Origin of the sequence: Moorena bouillonii PNG (assembly GCF_001942495.1) — a bacterium.
Classification (GTDB): domain Bacteria; phylum Cyanobacteriota; class Cyanobacteriia; order Cyanobacteriales; family Coleofasciculaceae; genus Moorena; species Moorena bouillonii.
Genome location: NZ_MKZS01000001.1, coordinates 2,063,480 through 2,084,073 on the forward strand (window position 1 = coordinate 2,063,480; position 20,594 = coordinate 2,084,073).

At 43.9% G+C, this 20,594-nt stretch carries 16 protein-coding genes and 1 pseudogene; 9 read left to right on the top strand and 8 right to left on the bottom strand.

Annotation, left to right across the window (positions count from 1 at the left end; translation table 11 throughout):
- Positions 1-108: 108 nt before the first annotated feature.
- The 5 genes from mnmE to BJP37_RS08630 all read left to right on the top strand — a co-directional run bounded on the left by mnmE (position 109) and on the right by BJP37_RS08630 (position 7,209).
- Complete coding sequence (gene mnmE / locus BJP37_RS08610) at positions 109-1,488, top strand: tRNA uridine-5-carboxymethylaminomethyl(34) synthesis GTPase MnmE (protein ID WP_075898018.1); 1,380 nt, start codon at positions 109-111, stop codon at positions 1,486-1,488.
- 955 nt (positions 1,489-2,443) lie between these two features.
- Positions 2,444-3,190, top strand: coding sequence for a TauD/TfdA family dioxygenase (locus BJP37_RS08615; protein ID WP_075898020.1), 747 nt, complete (start codon positions 2,444-2,446; stop codon positions 3,188-3,190).
- A 352-nt stretch (positions 3,191-3,542) separates the two neighbouring features.
- Positions 3,543-4,835, top strand: coding sequence for a diaminobutyrate--2-oxoglutarate transaminase (gene ectB, locus BJP37_RS08620; protein WP_075898022.1), 1,293 nt, complete (start codon positions 3,543-3,545; stop codon positions 4,833-4,835).
- 6 nt (positions 4,836-4,841) lie between these two features.
- Complete coding sequence (locus tag BJP37_RS08625) at positions 4,842-5,765, top strand: glutamate cyclase domain-containing protein (protein WP_075898024.1); 924 nt, start codon at positions 4,842-4,844, stop codon at positions 5,763-5,765.
- A gap of 301 nt (positions 5,766-6,066) precedes the next feature.
- Entirely contained in the window at positions 6,067-7,209 is a 1,143-nt protein-coding gene (locus tag BJP37_RS08630; RefSeq protein ID WP_075898026.1) for an IS4 family transposase, read from the top strand.
- A gap of 1 nt (position 7,210) precedes the next feature.
- Here the strand turns inward: BJP37_RS08630 and BJP37_RS42320 are convergent.
- A pseudogene (locus tag BJP37_RS42320) lies at positions 7,211-8,326 on the bottom strand (aspartate aminotransferase family protein).
- Between the two features lie 316 nt (positions 8,327-8,642).
- Between BJP37_RS42320 and BJP37_RS08645 the strand changes: the two are divergent.
- The 4 genes from BJP37_RS08645 (at position 8,643) to BJP37_RS08660 (ending at position 12,293) form a co-directional block, all read left to right on the top strand.
- Positions 8,643-9,461 (top strand): class I SAM-dependent methyltransferase, encoded by an 819-nt coding sequence (locus BJP37_RS08645; protein WP_075898032.1) that lies wholly within the window; start codon positions 8,643-8,645, stop codon positions 9,459-9,461.
- Positions 9,462-9,702: 241 nt separating this feature from the next.
- Positions 9,703-10,722 carry an ABC transporter ATP-binding protein gene (locus BJP37_RS08650; RefSeq protein ID WP_075898034.1) on the top strand — a complete coding sequence of 340 codons (1,020 nt, stop codon included), beginning with the start codon at positions 9,703-9,705 and terminating at the stop codon, positions 10,720-10,722.
- Positions 10,723-10,800: 78 nt separating this feature from the next.
- Entirely contained in the window at positions 10,801-11,691 is an 891-nt protein-coding gene (locus BJP37_RS08655; protein WP_075898036.1) for an ABC transporter permease, read from the top strand.
- Positions 11,692-11,906: 215 nt separating this feature from the next.
- Positions 11,907-12,293, top strand: a complete 387-nt coding sequence (locus tag BJP37_RS08660; protein WP_075898038.1) for a hypothetical protein — start codon at positions 11,907-11,909, stop codon at positions 12,291-12,293.
- Positions 12,294-12,445: 152 nt separating this feature from the next.
- On the opposite strand, the gene BJP37_RS08665 is transcribed toward BJP37_RS08660, so the two are convergent.
- From BJP37_RS08665 to BJP37_RS08695, 7 genes are all read right to left on the bottom strand, one after another.
- Positions 12,446-12,802, bottom strand: a complete 357-nt coding sequence (locus tag BJP37_RS08665) for a late competence development ComFB family protein (protein WP_075898040.1) — start codon at positions 12,800-12,802, stop codon at positions 12,446-12,448.
- A gap of 76 nt (positions 12,803-12,878) precedes the next feature.
- Positions 12,879-13,259, bottom strand: coding sequence for a response regulator (locus tag BJP37_RS08670; RefSeq protein ID WP_075905905.1), 381 nt, complete (start codon positions 13,257-13,259; stop codon positions 12,879-12,881).
- Between the two features lie 31 nt (positions 13,260-13,290).
- Entirely contained in the window at positions 13,291-13,914 is a 624-nt protein-coding gene (locus BJP37_RS08675) for a hypothetical protein (RefSeq protein ID WP_214607749.1), read from the bottom strand.
- A 360-nt stretch (positions 13,915-14,274) separates the two neighbouring features.
- Positions 14,275-14,655: a response regulator gene (locus BJP37_RS08680; RefSeq protein ID WP_008179073.1), complete on the bottom strand. Its 381-nt coding sequence runs from the start codon at positions 14,653-14,655 to the stop codon at positions 14,275-14,277.
- Complete coding sequence (locus tag BJP37_RS08685) at positions 14,645-17,524, bottom strand: PAS domain S-box protein (RefSeq protein WP_075898042.1); 2,880 nt, start codon at positions 17,522-17,524, stop codon at positions 14,645-14,647. The genes BJP37_RS08680 and BJP37_RS08685 overlap by 11 nt, the downstream gene beginning before the upstream one ends.
- Positions 17,525-17,627: 103 nt before the next feature.
- On the bottom strand, positions 17,628-19,610 hold the full coding sequence (locus tag BJP37_RS08690; protein WP_075898044.1) for a response regulator: 1,983 nt from the start codon (positions 19,608-19,610) through the stop codon (positions 17,628-17,630).
- A gap of 131 nt (positions 19,611-19,741) precedes the next feature.
- Positions 19,742-20,176, bottom strand: a complete 435-nt coding sequence (locus tag BJP37_RS08695; protein ID WP_075898046.1) for a peroxiredoxin — start codon at positions 20,174-20,176, stop codon at positions 19,742-19,744.
- Positions 20,177-20,594 lie beyond the last annotated feature (418 nt).

A 20,594-nucleotide genomic window follows, 5' to 3' on the forward strand; every position in this document is an offset into this window, starting at 1 on the left:
TCCCGATTCCCGATTCCCGATTCCCGATTCCCGACTCCCGATTCCCGACTCCCGACTCCTCCACCACCAAAAGGGATATGATAATTAGTCAAGCGAATTTGATCTGAGATGTTCGAGAGTCAAACCATTGCTGCGATCGCAACAGCAGTTGTCCCCCAACAAGGGAGTATCGGTATAGTGCGACTGTCAGGAAGGGATGCGATCGCAATTGCCCGTACTTTATTCCAGGCACCGGGGCGTCAGGCTTGGGAGAGTCACCGGATTCTCTACGGCTATGTGCGCCATCCCAAAACCCAACAGCTAGTGGATGAGGCATTGCTGCTGATTATGCAAGCTCCCCGTTCCTACACTCGTGAAGATGTGGTAGAATTCCATTGCCACGGTGGGATCATGCCCGTCCAAAAAGTGTTGCAATTGTGCCTCGAACAAGGAGCGAGATTAGCACAGCCAGGAGAATTTACCCTACGGGCATTTTTGAATGGGCGCTTGGATTTGACTCAGGCAGAAAGTGTTGCGGACTTAGTGGGGTCTCGCTCCCCAGCAGCCGTTCAAGCCGCCCTAGCTGGGTTGCAGGGCAAGCTCGCCACACCCATTCGGGAAGCCAGAGCTACTTGCCTGGATATTTTGGCAGAAATTGAGGCTCGAATTGATTTTGAGGAGGATTTACCGCCCCTTGATCAAGGCGCAATTGTAGCTCAACTTAACAATATCTTAACAGAAGTATCCCAACTATTAGCCACAGCGGATCAGGGTGAGCTATTGCGCACCGGTTTAAAAGTGGTGATCCTTGGGCGACCCAATGTCGGAAAATCGAGTTTATTGAATGCCTGGAGTCGATGCGATCGCGCTATTGTCACTGACCTTCCTGGTACCACTCGGGATGTGGTGGAATCTCAGTTAGTGGTAGGGGGAATCCCGGTACAGGTACTCGATACAGCAGGAATTCGCGAAACCGCTGACCAAGTCGAGAAGATTGGAGTAGAGCGATCGCGTAGTGCAGCCATGGCGGCTGACTTAGTATTACTGGTGATTGAAGCAACCACTGGCTGGAGTGCAGGAGACCAGGAAATTTACCAACAGGTGCAAGAACGTCCGGTAATTCTAGTGATTAACAAAACTGACCTGGCCAGTGATAAGAGTGAATCTACCCTATGCTATCCTAATACTATAGAGCAGGTAGTTAAGACAGCCGCTGCCTACAATCAAGGGATTGATTCTCTGGAGAAGGCAATTCTTGACGCAGTAAATCGTGGCAACCTGCAAGCCGCTGATTTAGATTTAGCGATTAACCAACGACAAGCTGCTGCGTTGACGCGGGCGAAAATGTCTCTTGAGCAAGTGCAAGAAACTATTGCGAAAGAGTTACCCTTAGATTTTTGGACCATAGATTTGCGTGGAGCAATTCAAGCCTTGGGAGAAATTACAGGAGAGGAAGTAACCGAATCAGTGCTTGACCGCATTTTCAGCCGTTTCTGTATTGGGAAGTAATATTAAGTTAGGTTGAATACCCATAATTATAGGAAGTGTGGGGAGATGGGAACCCACCCCTAACCCCGACCAGGAGGGGAATATGGGGAGATGGGGGAGGTTTTTATTAAGGGTAATTATCCTGACATGATATAAGATCCGTTTGTTTGATTACTTATCTTATTTCTGGGCTAGGAAAGGATACAGGTGAATAATGGGTAATCAGCAAAAGGCAATTATCCATTATTCACTATTTTTTACCTCTTCCCTCTTACCAGCTCGGAAGCTCCCAGCTCGGAAGCTCCCTAAAAACCTCACCCAAATAAGAATTGCTCTACAACTTAGAGACTGTTTATAAAGTAAATCTTAAGAAATATCGAGTACTGAATATGCGTGGTTTAAGGCGGACAGCTCTCGCTACAGGTGAGCTTTTAAAGTACTCGCCGCCTATCTCACCCTACACAATAATTTAAGCTTTATTTAACTTTAACCAACTTTAACCTTTATTTAACAAAAAGTATCTTAGAGACTGAATTTACAAACTTTTGTTAAATGCTAAAAGCTTAACTGTGACTATAGCCCCCCTTAATAATCTGTTACACACTTAACTGGCTAGCTGGCGTAGATAGTAGATGGGGACAGGGTTTTAAGGTTTTTTTCTAATTTTAAAATAGGCAATTTAAGCGATGCAGCAAGGGAACAGGCGGTTTCCCTAATGAGCGACGGCATCAATAAAATGCACAGCAGCTTAAGAGGGAAACTTGGAACAGATGAAAGTCCCCCGTGACATAAATGGCAAAACCTCTGGTTGAGAAACACCCTTATATATCACGAATCCATTGTAATTACTTATTAAGTATTTTTTTGAAAATTTTATTATGTGTATTTTTTTAAAAAAATGTAAACAAGTAACCAGTATTGAATTTATTTCGCCTATAGTGAATTTTTTTCAGCCTTATAAAAAAAAGGAGTTTGGATGTTAACTTATCAGGCAAGTAACTTGCCCAAATTTGATAAATCAATTACTGATTATCAGAACTTTCTGGAGCAAAACCACTTTATTTATGTGGAAACTGAAGATCCCAATTTTGACTGGATCGAATTTTCAAAATTGGTCACAGGTGGTGAGTTAATCCTGCAATATGGGAAACCAATATTCTATGTCAGATATGAACCAGAATTGATCAAATTTTCCGATGCCAGAGGTGAAAGGCGTTTGCTTCCTCATACGGAAGCCAGCGATTATCAAACCCCACCGAACTATCTAGTGCTTTGGTGCAAAAAGCCTTCTGATTGTGGTGGTGGGATGACCACGTTGGCTTATGTGGAAGGATTCCTGAAGACTCTTACGGAAGAAGAAAAGAAAAAACTCATGGAGACTCGACACCATTTTGGTGCCACGAGGGGAGTCCACGCCAACCGCACCAAGGGAGCAATTCATCCGATCCTGTCATTTGAGGGTAAGAAGCCTGTTTTCCGCTTTTCTTGTAACTATATTAAATACGGTGACTACAGCCCCGATCCAGAAAACCTAAAGCCCTTTACTCCCGAGCCGTTTTTGGGAGAAATTGCCGACCGATTTCTAGCGTATTACGAGGAAAATCACATGGCTATTCGGATGAAGCAATACTCATTGTTGCTTTGGGACAACAAATGTATAGCACATGCAAGAACCACCTATAGCGATCCCACTCGAGAACTACAACGCATCTTCTTACGGTAACTGTCAACTTAAGAGTTAAGTGTTAGCTGACTCATGTAGCTGACTCATGTAGCTGGCTAATGACATCCTGGTGATTCCTACACGCTTGATTTGGTGAGTTGTTGAAAGGATAAATGGGTGAGGGGGTAAGTAGGAATCGCCACAAGTTAAAAGGTATAGCGCTACGGGCAAGGCCAGAGGAATCCCCCCTAACCCCCCTTAAGAAGGGGGGCGGGCAATAGGCAAAAGTTGACGTGCATTAGCTTTTCAGCTTTTATCAATGTCAAACACCTTAATGGGTAGTACTATAAGTAGCCAAACTTTCAGGTAGCTTGCGGAAAACATCACGTATAACACTAATGAGGATAATCTCATGAGAATCTTCAATCAATTGGAATCCAATGTGCGAAGCTACTGCCGTTTATTTCCCACGGTGTTTAAGAAAGCACAAGGAGCTGTTCTAGAAGATAAAGAAGGTATTAAGTACATTGACTTTCTCAGTGGAGTGGGTACGCTCAATTACGGACATAACAACCCACAACTAAAAGAACGACTGCTGGGTTATCTGGAGTCCGACGGTATTGTCCATAGTCTCGATTTAGCAACGGTAGCTAAAGAGGAGTTTCTCGAAGCTTTTGAAGCCATTATCCTCAAACCCAGGCAATTAAATTACAAAGTTCAGTTTCCTGGACCAACAGGAACCAATGCTGTGGAGGCAGCTCTAAAACTGACCCGCAACATAACGGGACGGGAAACGGTCATTGCCTTTTCCAATGGCTACCATGGGGTAACCCTAGGTTCCTTAGCAACAACTGCCAACATTTCCCAGCGAGACGCTGCAGGAATCACCACCGCAGGGGTAACTTTTATACCCTATGATGGGTACTTGGGTTCGGATATTGATACTACAGAGTACCTAGACAAAGTCCTTTCCGACAGAGGTAGTGGAGTAGCGCTTCCAGCAGCAGTGATTGTAGAAACAATTCAGGGAGCAGGTGGGGTCAATGTGGCCAGCTTTGAGTGGTTGCGATCGCTTGAAACAGTCTGTCGTAAACATGATGTGCTTTTAGTTGTAGACGACATCCAAGTGGGATGCGGACGGACTGGTTCCTTTTTCAGCTTTGAAGAAGTAGGTATTTCCCCTGACATTGTTACTATCTCTAAATCCTTGAGTGGTTTCGGTCTTCCTTTCTCATTGGTGCTGATCAAACCAGAATTAGACCAGTGGAAACCAGGTCAACATAGCGGCACCTTCAGAGGACCTAACCTAGCCTTTGTTACCGCCAAAGCAGCTTTGGAAATTTATTGGCAAGACGACAGTTTATCAGCCTCCGTTAGACAAAAAGGAAGCATAATGCAGCTCCGATTGGAGCAGATCGCAAAAAATAACTTGGAGGCTGGTTTTTCCGTTAGAGGCAGGGGCATGATTCAGGGCTTAGACTGCAAAGATGGCAACCTAGCTAATAAAATCATCCGGACAGCCTTTGCTAATGGGCTAATCATGGAAACAGCTGGCGCACAGGGGCAGGTGATTCGATGTCTCCCACCTTTAACAATTTCCGAAGAAGTATTAGAGAAAGGGCTAGACCTGCTCGAAAATAGCGTCAACGAAGTCATCCAGGAGACAGTTTCTAAAAAGTTAGTTGATTTAGGAGCATCTGTTTAATTACTTATGACTGCTGCATTTGGAAATTCTCCAGAAGTCTTAACCAGGATAGAAAAAATTGAAAACATCTGTGGAAGGGACATAGGTAATGGTATAGAGCCCCTTGTGGAGGCTGCCAAGGGGGGGCTGCTTGGTGCAGCTCGCTCCATCGCGGAACATCCATCCCCCCATGTGGCTATTATGACAGGTTTTTTTGTTCCCCATGGCACTCCTCCAGCGGCAGAAACTGATGGCCCCATCGGTTGCGCTCACCTAGCAGCGGGATTACTTAGAGTTGGAATCCCTGTCCGTCTGGTTACCGATCCTTTATGCCTTAATGCTGTCAAGGTTGCTGCTCGGGCAGCAGGAATACCTGCTCAAGTTCCTTTTGATGTCGTTCCTGTCGATGCAGCCACTGCAGAAGATCCCTCCGTTTCTTCTATTGTGAATTCATGGCAAAGTGCTGAACCACCAGTTTCCCATGTTATCTCCATTGAAAGAGCAGGCCCGAGTTACGATGGTACTGTCCGAAATATGATCGGGAATGATATCACTGCTCATACCGCTCCTTTGCATCTCCTATTTACCCTCAGTGACATAATTTCAATTGGAATTGGTGATGCTGGCAATGAACTAGGTATGGGAACACTTCCTAAAGAACTCATTGCCAAAAGCATTAGCACAGGAGAACAAATTGCCTGCAATATTCCTTGTAATCATCTCATCGTTTGCGGTGTATCAAATTGGGCAGCAATGGGGTTACTCACTGCTGTTGCTTTACTCCGACCTGACTTGAAATCTAAGTTAACTGAGGGATTAACCTTAGAGACCGATAAACATATTTTGACCACAGTGGTCAAAGAAGGACCAGCGGTAGATGGAGATACAGCAGTCCAGGAGCTTGCAGTTGATACTTTACCCTGGGAATATCATAGCAAAGTGTTGGCATAAATTTTAGAAGTCGCCGGTTTGACAAACTCAGTTTGAGAGCGCAGCATTGATACTTTTATCCAAAATATCTAGCCCTTGGGTCAAAGTGTCGGGATCAATCGTTAATGTAGACTGAAGATTAATCACTTCTTTGTTCACTCCCATGGGTTCAAAGATTAAACCCCGCTTGAAAGCTTCATTACTAACTTTTTTAGCTGGGGGGGCGACGAAACAGGCTGAAATGCTTGCTATGTAAAGTTAGTAGCATTTTGTGGTAAAAAAAGGTAGGTCTCTAATTTGCAACAAGACCTACTTATTAACAATGTTACCAGCATTCTACCAAAACCACCTAAAAAGTCAACTTAGTCTAACTGAATATATTTTTTTAAAAATTCTGATCAATCTCTTACAGTCAATTAAAAAAGTTAACTTAGAAAAATTAGCCAATACTCTCCCTTTACCAATTAAATTTGAAAGTAGAAGAAAAAGACTACAAAGATTTTTATCCTTACCAAACCTAACAATTGAAAAAATTTGGTTTCCAATATTTGAAGAATTATTGAAAACATACTTTACTTCAGAAACCCTAATTTATCTAGCAATTGATAGAACAAATTGGGGTCGCATTAATTTATTCATGGTTAGCCTTATTTGGGATAAAAGAGCGTTTCCAATATATTTTACTTTGTTGCCCAAGTTAGGGAGTAGTAATTTAACAGAACAACAAAGTATTTTATCAAAGATTGTCCCGATTATTAAAAACTATAAAGTGTGTGTATTAGGAGATAGAGAATTTTGCTCTGTTAAACTAGCTAAGTATCTTCAGAGCTTGGGTGTATACTTTTGTTTACGTTTAAAAAAGAATGAGTTTGTTGAATATAAAAAAGATAATTGGGTGGCACTCAATGATTTAGGTTTAATACCTGGAGTGTCTTTATTTATACAAGGAGTAAAAGTGACTAAGACTCGGGGATTTACAAGTTTTAATGTAGCTTGTAAGTGGCAACGTAAACTCAAAGGTATAGCTCCTAAGGAAGGATGGTTTATTCTGACAAACTTTGATAGCTTAGAGCTGGCAATTTCAGCTTACAAAAAAAGATTTAATATAGAGGAAATGTTTAGAGACTTCAAGACTGGTGGTTATCATTTAGAGAATACTAAAGTTGAAGGTGAACGGTTTATTTCTTTAGTTTTATTGATAGCTATAGCTTACACTTCTGCAACTATTAAAGGTCAGCATATTAAACGTCAAGGAATACAAACCTATGTGGCTCGTGTCAAAGAACCTGATAGAATAGAGCGCAGAAATAGCAGTTTTTACGTTGGTTTATATGGTCAAACCTGGGTTAATTTCAAAGATATTTGTATAGAATTAGTAACCGAATTAATGAGACTAAATCCTAATAAACGAAAGTATTATCAACGAGGTCTAAGGGCTATATCGCTTATAGAGTCTGGGTTTTAGCTTATTTCGTCGCCCCCCCAGCTTTTTTAGCCAGCCCCTTTTGTTCACAGGCGATTCCTTGAATCAAACCAAGTCCTCGATGTTCGCCGCCGACTTCTGGATAACGAGCGATCATGTCTTTGAGTCGCTTCTTCATTACCTCACCTTTGTCCGCGATTTCCTTTTCAAAAGCATCCGTATCCCAGTACTCGTCGAGAGCAGCTGTGGCAGTCACAAAGCCTAGATTGTTCCCTCGGAAAGTACCACTGTGTTCCCCTGGTTTCCAACAGTCTAAATCAGGTCGAATCAGCACTACAGCCATCGGGTTTCCATAGGCGCTTAAAGATTTAGCCAGACAAACTAAATCAGGTTTTAACCCTGCCCGCTCAAAGCTAAAGAAAGGACCAGTTCGACCACATCCCACTTTAATATCATCAACAATTAGCAAAATTTATCGCTCTTGAGTGATCTGGGCAAGGCGTTGAAGCCAAGGAACACTAGCAACATTAATCCCGCCTTCAGATTGAACGGTTTCTAGGATAACTGCTGCGGGTTTTTCCTGATTTAGGCTCAGGTCATCAACCAGTTTTTCTAAGTAATCAAGACTGTCGTCTTTGGTGCCATTTTTATCCTCGAACGGAACCGTTAAGACATGACCGAGGGGAATGCCCGCAGCCTTTTGATAGGTAGGATTAGGTGTAACAGCTAGGGCACCTAAAGTATGACCGTGGTAGCCTTTGGTAAAACAGATCACTGTTTTTCGACCAGTCACTTTACGGGCTAGCTTCAAAGCAGCCTCCGCAGAATTGGTTCCCGTAGGACCGGTAAACATAACTTTATAGTTTAGTCCTCGCGGTATTAAGATTACTTCCTCGAAACGTTCTAGAAACTGCTGCTTAGCAGAGGTGAACATATCGAGGCTGTGGGTGATAGCATCTGACTCAATGTATTCCAGGAGACGCTTTTTGAGCTTGGGATTATTATGTCCGTAGTTGAGGGCACCAGCACCTGCCAAGAAATCTATATAAGTACGCCCACTCTCATCTATCAAGGTATCTCCCACTGCCTTGGTAAAGACTGTTGGAAACAATCGACAGTAGCTTCGGACTTCTGACTCAAGCTTGGTAAAAATGTTCATATGCTAAACCTGCCTATTGTTAGGATTTTCAAGTAGGTGAGACAATTCTGTGTGGTGTACAAAACGCGAAGCGATTCCATTTGCTTAACTTTACTTTAGGAACACCGTAACCTAGAAAAATATATACTATTTAGGGTGACTATAGCAATAGTAAAGTTATTAATAAAAATTTTTATTTTTATTAATAACTTGCTTAAGCCAGAACTGGTATATCCTGATTAAAGAGCAAGTTTAACAATTCAAATAGGATAGCTATAGTCTAAATTTTGATCAGTCTCATAAACCAACAACAGCCTGGAATTAACTGGAATTAACTATGCAAAAAATTCAATTTACTGAAGCTCAGACCGAGGCATTGTTTGATGATCGCGAACGAGACAAACGTTTTCGCAGTTTCTGGGATCCAGAAGGCAGTCTTCACTGGGGTTACTTCGAAAACTTAGCCGAGGCTCGGCCTGAGGACTTTGTGCCAGCCTGCAAGCGCTGGGATGAATATATGCTGGAACAGAGCGGTATTACTGCCGACTCCCGGGTACTAGAAGTTGCTTGTGGAAATGGCAACGCTGCCGTTTGGCTGGCTCAGCAAACGGGATGTGAGGTAGTAGGAATCGATATCAGTAGCAGTTATATCGAGAATGCTCGAGCTAAGGCTAGTAATTTCCCCTCTTTGCGGGTGAGCTTCCAAAAGGAATCAGCCACTAACCTACCTTTCCCAGATGGCTCCTTTACCCATGCCTGGAGTCAAGGCGCTCTTTACCACATCCACGAGCTTGATAAAGCTCTGGCGGAGGTTCACCGTGTCCTAGGGGTAGGAGGCATCTTCCTGTTTGATGACTTGGTAACACCAATTGAGGAAGTTAGTGAGGCAGCCCGCAAGTACGTTTACAACCGACTGCTGTTTGAGCCGACATTTAGCCCCGAAGTCTATGCAGAAAAACTCACTCAGATCGGATTTAACGTTTTGCAGATAAAGGACTTGAGCCAACACCTGAAAAAGAGTTACGAATTGGTGTCCGAGCTGGCTCGGGAGGGCTATCCAGATTTGAGCGCTGCCTTTAAGAAAACCCAGGAGGCAATTGCCGCTAGTGAGTTAGGCTGGTGCTTTTGCCTCTGTGAAAAGGTTAGTGATGACTAATCCGTGACAACTTAAGACAGCTACGCCATAGCTTGAGTGTAGATTAATAAGTGTAGCTTGAGTGTATGGGATTGACCTTGGCCTAAAGGCCAAACGCGATCGCTCCAGGGGCTGGGCTATATATCCCATCACTGCTCAGCAGTTTTGCCTAAAAACACCATATCTTACCCCTAACCAGGCCAAGGGGCTACAATAAAAATTGTTGAGATTTGTGTATCCCTGACCGGCATAGGGAAAGTTTATGGCTGCCGCTGTATTAATCCAGAACCTCCAAAAACGCTATGGAGATGTCCACGCCGTCAAAGACATCTCCTTACAAGTCGAACCGGGTCAAATTTTTGGCTTACTCGGTCCTAATGGTGCCGGTAAAACCACCACCATTCGTTGCCTATGCACGCTCACGGCACCGGACGCTGGAAAAATTGAGGTATCTGGCATTTCAGTACTACACAATCCTAGGGCAGCACGCCGCCGCCTAGGCTATGTAGCCCAAGAAGTTGCCCTAGATAAGGTACTCACTGGTAAAGAACTACTCCAATTGCAAGCTGACCTCTATCACCTCCCCAAAGCAGTTGCCAAAGAACGCATCAATAAACTCCTTGACATTTTGCAGCTCAAGGAGTACGCCAATAAAAAAACTGGCGTTTACTCCGGTGGTCTGCGTCGGAGGCTGGACTTAGCCGCTGGCTTACTCCACCAACCCGATGTTTTAGTACTAGACGAACCCACCGTAGGTCTTGACATTGAGAGCAGATTCGTGGTATGGGAACTGTTGCAAAAGTTGCGAGACTCAGGAACCACATTACTAATCACCAGCCACTACCTCGAAGAAATAGATGCATTAGCTGACCAAGTGGCAATTATTGACAAAGGGTTGATCATAGCTGAGGGGACACCATCTCAGTTAAAGGATAGTGTTGGAGGCGATCGCATTACCCTGCGCATCCGGGAATTCTCCCCCATTGAAGAAGCCAAGCAAGCCAAACATATGCTTCAGTCCCTGCCTTTTGTGAAAGAGGTCATTATTAACAGCAATCAGGGCAATTCCCTTAACCTTGTGGTTAAACCCCAAAGCGATGCCTTAATGATCATTCAGCAAGCGTTAAAAGACCTTAGTTTACCGACCTTTGGGATTGCTCAGTCGCGACCTAGCCTAGATGATGTCTACCTAGCTGCCACAGGTAAAACCCTGATGGATGCTGAACTGGCTCAGGCTGGGAAACGGGATCTCAAGGCAGAGCGGAAACAAAATATGGCCTAAAGCAGAGATAGGAAAGAGGTTAGTGGACAGTAAATACAGATTGCTCCAACTATTTTAGAATCTATGGCACGAATGAATATGAGTAAAACCCTTACCCCTCCTAAATCTGACCTTAACTGGCAACCAGACCTTACTGCACCAATCCCAGTCAATGATACTCCTGGTGTAAGTGAATTTATCCAAGAAACCCTTGCCCTAACCAAACGCCTGTTTATTCAGCTGCAACGGCGACCTTCTACCTTAATGGCTGGTATTATCCAGCCGCTAATGTGGCTAATCCTATTTGGGGCATTATTCCAAAACGCTCCTCAAGGGATTTTTGGTGAGAGTTTGAGCTATGGCAAATTCCTCGGTGCAGGTGTGATTGTGTTTACCGCCTTTGCCGGAGCACTCAACGCTGGCTTACCTGTCATGTTTGACCGGGAATTTGGTTTCCTCAACCGTTTACTAGTAGCTCCGTTAGTCTCTCGCTTCTCTATTGTTGCAGCCTCAGCCATATATATAATCGCTCTGAGTTTGTTGCAAACTGTGGCAATTGTCACCGCCAGTGCCTTTTTAGGAGCCGGTTTACCGAACCTAGCCGGTCTGGCGATGATTGGCTTGATAGTATTCTTGCTGGTAGTGGGAGTCACAGCCCTCAGTCTAGGACTAGCATTTGCTCTACCCGGTCACATTGAACTAATTGCAGTAATTTTTGTTACCAACTTACCCCTACTGTTTGCTAGCACAGCCCTTGCTCCTCTCTCATTCATGCCAAAATGGTTACAGGTAGTAGCCAGTCTTAACCCCCTCAGCTATGCCATTGAACCAATTCGCTATCTCTATCTTCACAAGGACTGGTCTGTTGGTAGCCTTGTGATGCAGGCTCCTTGGGCATCTATTACCTTTGGCCAATCCCTTTTGGTATTGCTTGGTTTTAGCACAGTCGTATTACTGGCAATTTCTCCACTACTGAGCCGCCGCTTGTAATTATTCTTCCTAGGGCTAAAGCCTTAGGATCCCGTGAAATAATTAATATTAACTCATTGCTTTTTCTGGATGGTTGACTATTGACAGAGTCGCGTCAACCGTCCAAAATGAATTTGTAACAATTGTGCAGGTTAATGTGCAAGTTAACTCAGGTTAACTATATATAACTCTATAGCAGAATACCAGCGAGATTTATCCATTGAAGGGGGATTCCTATGACGATCAGCAACCAATCTGTTTTTACTGTAGCTGTATTGAGTGTAGCCCTTGGCATTACTACAGCGTTACTGCACGGGTCCGCTACTGCCCAAAGTATAGGTACTATTCGAGCGGATGAAAATTTTAATAATCCTAACGAGCAAGACACGTTTGGGGGGTTTGGAGACACTGGTTTCAACGCTTTTGATTTAATCCATAATGCCCAATTGGGTACAGTTGATATCGATCAGTTCAATGAGGGACAGTCTCAGAGACTAGATGATGCTGCTTCTGAGTTTAGGCGTTTACAGTTGGAACGGTTGCGCAATCCCCAACTAGCATATCCAGAAAACCAATATCCAGAAAACCAGCCTACTACATCTGGAGTTAGCGAAAGTTACTGATAATCTTAGACATTTTGCATCAGGTTTGGATCACGATTGATATCAAGTTCAGTTAATCATTTGATTTACAGGTCATACCATAGATGTTATAGCAGTTCTCAATACCCAATTGAGAACTGCTATTTTATGATATAAACTGTCGGATATCAAGCTCAGAAATTAGAGGAGATAGACCTTGAGGTAAACGTTTGGGGCATCGGGTAATTATCCCAGCTGTAGTTTCCCATTAGATGAAATAAATTATAGATTCCTGTGTGAATCCAGTTTTCTAAATACAGCTTCTGCTCTGAGGATAACTGGTGTAATTCTTGGCTTTTTGATGATGCTTCACTATTGTCTATAACTTCGTAATGATTCGGAATTCGGCTAAGGACATAAGCAATTAAATCCTCGCGTATCTTAGACTGGGAAAACAGGTCTTGATAGGGAAACTCCGGATACGTTGCTAAGACGTTTTCAATTTCTTGAATCACTATCGATGTAGTTACGTGAACAAGGGTTTTACCCATCGTTTACACTCCTTTTGCCAAACGGTTATTGTCCACCGGTTTATTAATCAATATATAGCGTATTTTAAGCCCTGTTTTAAGTCAATGGAAGTATTCTTAACTGCTGATTAATTGCTGCTAATATTTCCTGACTCTCTACAGGTTTGGTTAGATAATCATTGGCTCCCAGTTCCTTAGCTCGAGCATAGCCATCCTCCTTGGAATCACTGGTTAGAAATATAAACGGTGTTTTCGCTGTATTTAACCTATCTCGTAATATCTGTAGAAGCTCATACCCATCAAGGGATGGTATATTAGTTTCAGAAATAATTAAATCAGGTCGGATAACTTTAGCTAAATTTAACCCGAGCCAACCATCTTCTGCAGTAAGGACATTAAAGCCTTCTAATTCCAGTAAATCTGAAAAATTTGAGCGCAACAGTTTATCATTTTCAATTAATAAAATTGTTTTGTTCATCGCTCCAGCCTCTATAAATTCATGATCAAGATTAATCCCCAACTTGCAGAATCTGTTCTAGCAAGAGGCGATCGCTAGTTGAGCTACCGAAGCATAACTTATCTTTTGCCAGAGTACTGAGATATAACTGACCATTTGGTTCAACGCTAAAATCTTGACCCAACACTAACCCTTGCTCCTGAAGCTTCTTGATTGCGACAGTCATCGCTACTGCCACTAAGTCAAGTTCGGGCATCAAATAATCGGGATGACGCAATAGCCACTGACAAGCATCAAGGTTAATCTCTGGTAGTCGATAAACCGCTGCCAGTAAGACTTGCTCAATATAAGTGGGACTGGGTAAAACAGTCAGAAAGTCTTTAAGAGATTTGATAAATGTTGAGTCTTGACTCTGAAATACATCCACAGCTAATCCGATGTATGACTCATAGTCCTGGGCTTGGCTGGTACCCATATCTCGTTCCTTGGTCAAGGGCAAACTCTTGATACCCAGGACAACTGGTGTGAAGGTTTGTCTCCTCTGGTGCTCTGGGTGGTGAGGATAAGCTAAATCGATCCTAGGACTGATCGTGGGACTCAGGGATAATTGCTCCAAAGGAGTGGCGTTGGAACAATTACTGGAACTGCTACCTTTGTTTGAAAAAATCATACCCATACCCCGAAGTTCAACCCAAGATCTATTTACCTTACCTAAAAATAGAAATTAGGGCGCAAATGTGAAGAGATTGTGATTAGACTTCGCGGCAGTTGTCAGGGAATAGGGAATAGGGAATAGGGAATAGGTGTCAAAATTGACTTAGAAGCTATCCAAAATGATTGCTTAGTTATTTTTGCAAGAGGTCTATTGGGTAGGGTGCTAACTTATGGCTAATCGGTAAGATATCAAAGGTGAGTGCTATGGAATCTTTTTCCCTCACCCAATTGAGAACTGCTATAGCAGCAATTAATCCTAATCCAGTTCCTGATGATTTGCTGCCGGTTTGGGAGTTTCAATAAAACCTAGCACTGCGATAGCTCAATCGAGCCAATTAAGAATCCCTTGGATTTCTTCGACCAATTCCATAGGTTTAAACGGCTTGGTAATAACTCCAGTTACCCCCAAATCTAGAAACTGCTTTTGCTCGCTGCTCCTAGCTTTAGCGGTTAGCAAAATTGTTGGGATATCCGCTGTCACTGCATTAGCTTGTAACTGTCGAAATGTAGCCGGTCCATCTAGCTCGGGCATCATTACATCTAGCAGAATAGCATCAGGCTGATCTGCCTCAGCCTTAGCTAATCCCTCTTTACCAGAAGCAGCTGTCAACACTTCCCACCCTGCTGCTGCTTCTAGAGAAAATTGGATGATTTCTCGAACCCCATCATCATCATCAATCACTAAAATGCGCTTAGTTGTCATCTTTCCCACCTTCTGCTGCTGCTGTTTGTTCTGGTAAGGTAAAATAAAAACTGCTGCCTTCACCAACAGTACTCTCAACCCAGATTTTGCCTCCGTGCTGCTCCACTATATTACGGCAAATCGCTAACCCTAAACCCGTCCCTCCCTTTTTACGGGCATCGGAGGCATCAACCTGTTGAAAACGCCCGAATATACTTTCAAGTTTGTCAGCCGGAATTCCCCTGCCTTGGTCTTTAACGGTAAATAAGATCATGGCACTATTTGGGTCAGGGGGTGAGGTGGTTTCTGGTTCCTTTGGCTGTTGCACTTCCACTGTTAACCATAGGCTAGAACCTCTGTCTGAAAATTTAATCCCATTGCTGAGTAAATTGGTTATGACTTGAATAATGCGATCGCTATCAGCCTCGAATTCAATTTCAGATTCAATGGCTTGGGGCGAGACTTCCAATTTAATCCCAGCTCGATTAGCCATCACCTGCACCTGATCAACAGCTTTAACCATCAACTCAGCTGCATTCACTGGCTGCTTCGACAAACGGATCTTACCAGATTCCAGACGTTCCAGCTCCAAAATATCGTTAACTAGTCGCACTAAACGCTCAGCACTATCAGCGGCAATGCCAATCACACGCTGTCCTCGTTCAGACTGAGGTTGAATTAGACCAGTTGATAACAGGTTCAAGGCACCATGAATTGACGTTAGGGGGGTACGGAGTTCGTGGCTGACCACGGAGGTGAATTCATCTTTCATCCGTTCAATAGCGTAGCGCTCAGTAATATCTTCCCCAATACTCATGGTGCCAATTGCCTCTCCCTGGAGATTTTGGAGTAGGGTATTATTCCAAGCAATGATTTTTTCTTGCTTTGACTTGGTGAGAATCGAGTGCTGATAGTGAGGTTGAAAGTCTGGCTCTAGGATGTCCTGGAAGTATTGCTGTACTGACTGTTGCTGGTAATTGGGCAGGAAGTTTTCAAACCAGTCCTTGCCTAAAACTTCTGCTTCTGTGTACTTAGTCAATTCTAGGAAAAAGGGATTGACATACTCGACTTTCCCCTCTCGGTCTAGTCCCACCACCACCAGTCGCACATTTTCGAGAAGGCTGCGCCACCGTCGCTCTGATTCCTGTAAGCTAGCAATTAACTGGGTACGTTCTTCTTCAAATCGTTTGCGTGAACTAATATCTCGCTGCAACACTAAGATATAGCTAATGTTTCCTTGGGTATCATGAACCACTGAGTAGGAGGAGTCTGTGGTAAGAACAGTCCCATTTTTGCAGACAAACTCAATTTCTTGACGATGGGTTCCCTGCTCCAGTAAAACTGGAAACTGTTGCTGGCAAATATTTTGGTATGTGGGGGTAAAGAACTCTTCTAAGCGATTACCGATCAATTCTGATTCAGCATAACCCGACTGCTGGATGACAGCCGGGTTCACTTGCTCAATCATGCCCTGAGTATCTAATATATGGATAAAATCTGGGGCAGATTCAAACAACGAGCGGAATCGTTGTTCGCTTTCGAGTAAAGCAGCTGTGCGCTGTTGAACCCTAATTTCTAATTCTCGATTGAGTTGTTGTAATTCTCGATTGAGTTGTTGCAGTTGAGCTTCTTGCTGTTTACGCTCCGTGATATCCGTAGTGATGCCGTGAAGATGTACAGAGGTGCCATTATCACGCCTAACCACACGAGCGCGATCGTTCAGCCAGCGAATTTCTCCATTACTGAGCTGAATTCTATATTCTAAATCCCACGATTGACGACGGTTTTCTTGAACAGCTCGCCATGCCTTATCAACAGGATCAAAATCTTCTGGCACAACAAACTGTCGCCATAAGTTGTCTTGATCGCTAAATAGCTCGAAAGTTGGGCGACCGTAAACTTGCTCGAAGGCTATATTAACATAGCGCAGTATCCCAGAAGGCAGTGATACTGACCACACCACGTCTTGAAGAGAACTCATAATTGCTCGGAGCCGCTCTTCGTTGGACTTCAGCGCCTTTTCATTTTCTTGAAATGCTTCTTCTGTCTGCTTGCGATCGCTAATATCGGTAATTGAGCCAACCACCCGCACTGCATCACCTGCTTCATCCCAAAGTGCTTGTCCCTGGTCAAGAATCCATTTGTAGCTGCCGTCGTTGCACCGTAAGCGATACTCTTGAACGTAATAGGAGGTTTTCTGGGCTAAGTGATCCTCCATGGCTTTGATCACCTGGTCTACATCATCGGGATGGATGTGTGTCCACCATTGATGGTTATAGTTTCCGATGTCGTAGTTTTCATCATACCCCAGCATTTCTTTACATCGGCTGGAGAAAAACGTTTCATTGGTTTTGGGCTTCCAGTCCCAAATTCCTTGATTAGCTCCCTGTAGTGCCAATTGCCAGCGTTGCTCACGTTTCCGTAAGGATTGCTCTGCCAAAATACGCTCTTCAATTTGAGATTTTAGCTCCTGGTTGAGCTGCTCAAGTCCAGCCAGACTAGGTGAATTTTGGATTCGAGGTAGAATAGAGTATAATTTTATGGCAGTGTAGACAGAAACTATAGCTGTAATTGCTTTAATAGAGCCTGATAGCCAGTAAACTGGATCCCAAAGAGTCCATAGTTCGATCAGGTGAGTGGTGCCACCGCAAATAATAAACCCCCCAAACAAAATCAAGAGTCCCTTAAAAGGTAGATCCTGCCGCTGCCTAATCAAGTACACTAGCAGTATGGGAATCACATAGTAGGCTAGGGTAATTAGGGAATCACTGATCAGGTGTAGCCAGATTACGTTAGGCTGCCCAAGGTAGCAGTTACCTTGGGGAATTAGGGTTTCGGCCAATAAGATATAGTCAAAGAAATTGATCATAATTAGGTTGACAATTGACATGATTGCTGACAGTCAACCGTTAACCATCAACTGTGAATAAAATGTGATCAACTCTACTATGTCCGATCTGCCAATTCTACGTCCACTAACTGACCAGGGTTATTTATTTATCTGACAACATTTGATTCTTCTGTGCTATCATAATAAGTCTTAGTTGGCTGCGCTCAATGCGATTCAACACCCGAGCCAAAAGTTCTGGTTCCCTGATTGGTTTTTGTACGTAATCATCTGCCCCGGCCATAAACACTTGCTGCACAGTTTCAGCATCTTGAACAGCTGAGAGAAACAGCACGGGTAACTCACCCCAGCGAGGGTCATTGCGTACCACCTGGCATAGGTCAATACCGCTAAACTCCGGCATTTCCACATCCAAAATCAGTAAATCGGGACTAGACTGCTCTATGGTCTCCCAGAACTGTTGTGGATCGTTTAGCAAAGTCAATTGGAATCCCCAAGGTTCTAGCACAGTGCGTAGCTGATCCAGGATTTGAGGGTCATCGTCAACAATCAATAGCTTTGCCTGTGGTGGACCGGATTGTTGCAACGCTTTAGCGATCGCATCCATCACCTTTTGAGGTGCTACAGGCTTCTGAAGAAAACCCCGTCCCCCCAAACGAGCCACTCTGACTCGTTCAGCAAAACTCTCTTGAGCCGTAAATACTACCACAGGTACAGGGGGCTCAGTTGTTTTCAGTTCTTCTAACAGCTCGAAACCATTTCCCGCTGATTCAGGAAAACACAAGTCTAGTAGTACCACATCGGGGCGGTTACCAGCAATTGCTTTTCTCCCTTGAGATATATCACCCGCCACCTCAACCTGAATTTTCCAGGCTGCTAGCTCTGAGCCCAACCCTTGCGCTAGTGTTACATCATCATCCACAATCAGTAGTCGTGGGGAGTGGGGAATTGGGAATGGGGATTGGGGAATCGGGAGTTGTTGAGTGTGAGTAGGTTTTGGAAGGTTATCCTCGGTCTCTAGTTCTTGTCGTAGTTCTACCACTAGTTGAGACAGATGTGCTATAGTCTCTTTGCTAGCTTTTTTCCCAGATTGCAATATCTCCTCAATTTCACGGGATTTGAGAGAGCCTTGATCAAAACCAAAGCTACCGAGGGAACCGGCTAGGGTGTGTGCCTCCCCTAAAGCCTCCTGTCGCAACTTTCCGGTAAGATTACCATCTCGCCAATCCGTCACCGCCCGCTCCAATACATTGAGCCGCTTGATATACTTTGACTTCTGCTGCTCCCAAATGGCACTTAGTCCTGATTGCTTTGGTTCTTCGGATTGAGCCTTAGGGACTGGGGAAACGGAACTATCACTCTTGCTCTTTGATTGTTTCAGGTTAGATGGTGTCTTTTTAGCTACTTTTTTGCCTTTGTTTTTCTCAGTCTTTGTTTGACCTGAACCTTCCTCAGGCGGTTGTCTGAGCCGATACCCCAAGCCGTAGACGGTTTCAATTAAATCATTTTTGACTCCAGCTTCCTTGAGTTTCCGCCGTAAACTTTTGATATGAGCTCTAACGGCATTTTCTGTAGGGGGTTCTTCAAAAGACCAGAGATTATCTAGCAGGAAACTTTGGCTAAAGATGCGGTGGGGATTCCGTAAAAACAGCTCTAATAGACCATACTCCTTAGGTGTCAGATGTAATAGTTCCTGATCGTAGCTGACCTGGCAGTTACTGGGGTCAAGTTGGAGCAATCCCCACTCAAGCACAGGGAGTAGGGGGGTGCTGCTGCGGCGCAGCACTGCTCGAATTCGGGCTAATAATTCAGGTATGTCTAAGGGCTTGACTAAATAATCATCTGCTCCTGCGTCTAAAGCTTCGACTTTGTTAGTGCTGGTGTCTTGGGCAGTGAGGAGTATAATCGGAGTGCGATCGCGTGCGTTTCGCAGCTGCTTGCACAAATCAATCCCCTTGAGCTTGGGCAGCATCCAATCTAGCAAAATCAAGTCATACTTAAATATCTCTGCTAGTTCTATGCCCTCATCCCCATCTGTAGCTAGATCAACCTTATAATGTTGACTAGCTAGCGCTGCCGTTACTACTTTGGCAATACCTTCATCGTCTTCTACTAGCAGGATTCTCACGAGGACCTAACAGCTCCAGCACCAAGGGGATGGGTTAGTTTCTTGATTATATAAATAGAGATTATATAAATAGTCATGACTTCGCCCAAATTAACAAAAATTTAGACGAAGTTTGAGGCTTTTGACTTAGCTTAGCCCATGGCTGTCAAGATATCTTGAGCGTGGGTAGCAGTTTTTACCGTCTCATCAACGTGAGTAATTTTGCCCTCGCCGTTGATAATGTAGGTTACCCGCTTGGAGTAACCCCCACCATCAACATCATAAGCCTTGGTGATTGCACCATCGGTATCTGCTAGCAGGGTGAAAGGCAGACCATACTTTTCCTTAAATTGTTTGTGGGATGCCTCATCATCCATACTGACACCGAGTACCACCATGTCTTTACCTTGATACTCAGTGTAGTTATCCCGAAAGCTTTGGGCTTCCTTGGTGCACCCTGGAGTATCGTCTTTGGGGTAAAAATAAAGCACTACAGTTTTACCCGCAAAGTCGGACAGTGAAACGGTATTGCCTTCGTCGTCTTTGACAGTAAATGCTGGTGCATCTATGCCAACTTGAAGAGCCATAACTTTTGTTTCCTATAGAAATATACTGAACTTATGTATAAAGTTTACACTAATAGGACTTACGTCTTAAAGCACTATTATACAGAAGTGCCTTTGTTGCCCAGTTTGGCGTGGGTCTTGAATAAATTCAAAAATTTGTAAGCATTCAGCATTCAGCATTCAGCATTCAGCATTCAGCATTCAGTTATCAGCGATTAGCGCTACAGATGGTGCTACTTGAGTTGCTTTTGAATAAGCGATGCAGCAAGGGAACAGGGGGAAACCCCCACTCGCGCTTTGCATCAAGACAACAGGTAAGCATTGGAATAATGCTGAGTTACCTTAGCTGACGGCTGACGGCTGACGGCTGACGGCTGACGGCTGACGGCTGAATGCTTACTACCCATCTCCCTATCTACAGAGGAATAGCGTTAATTTA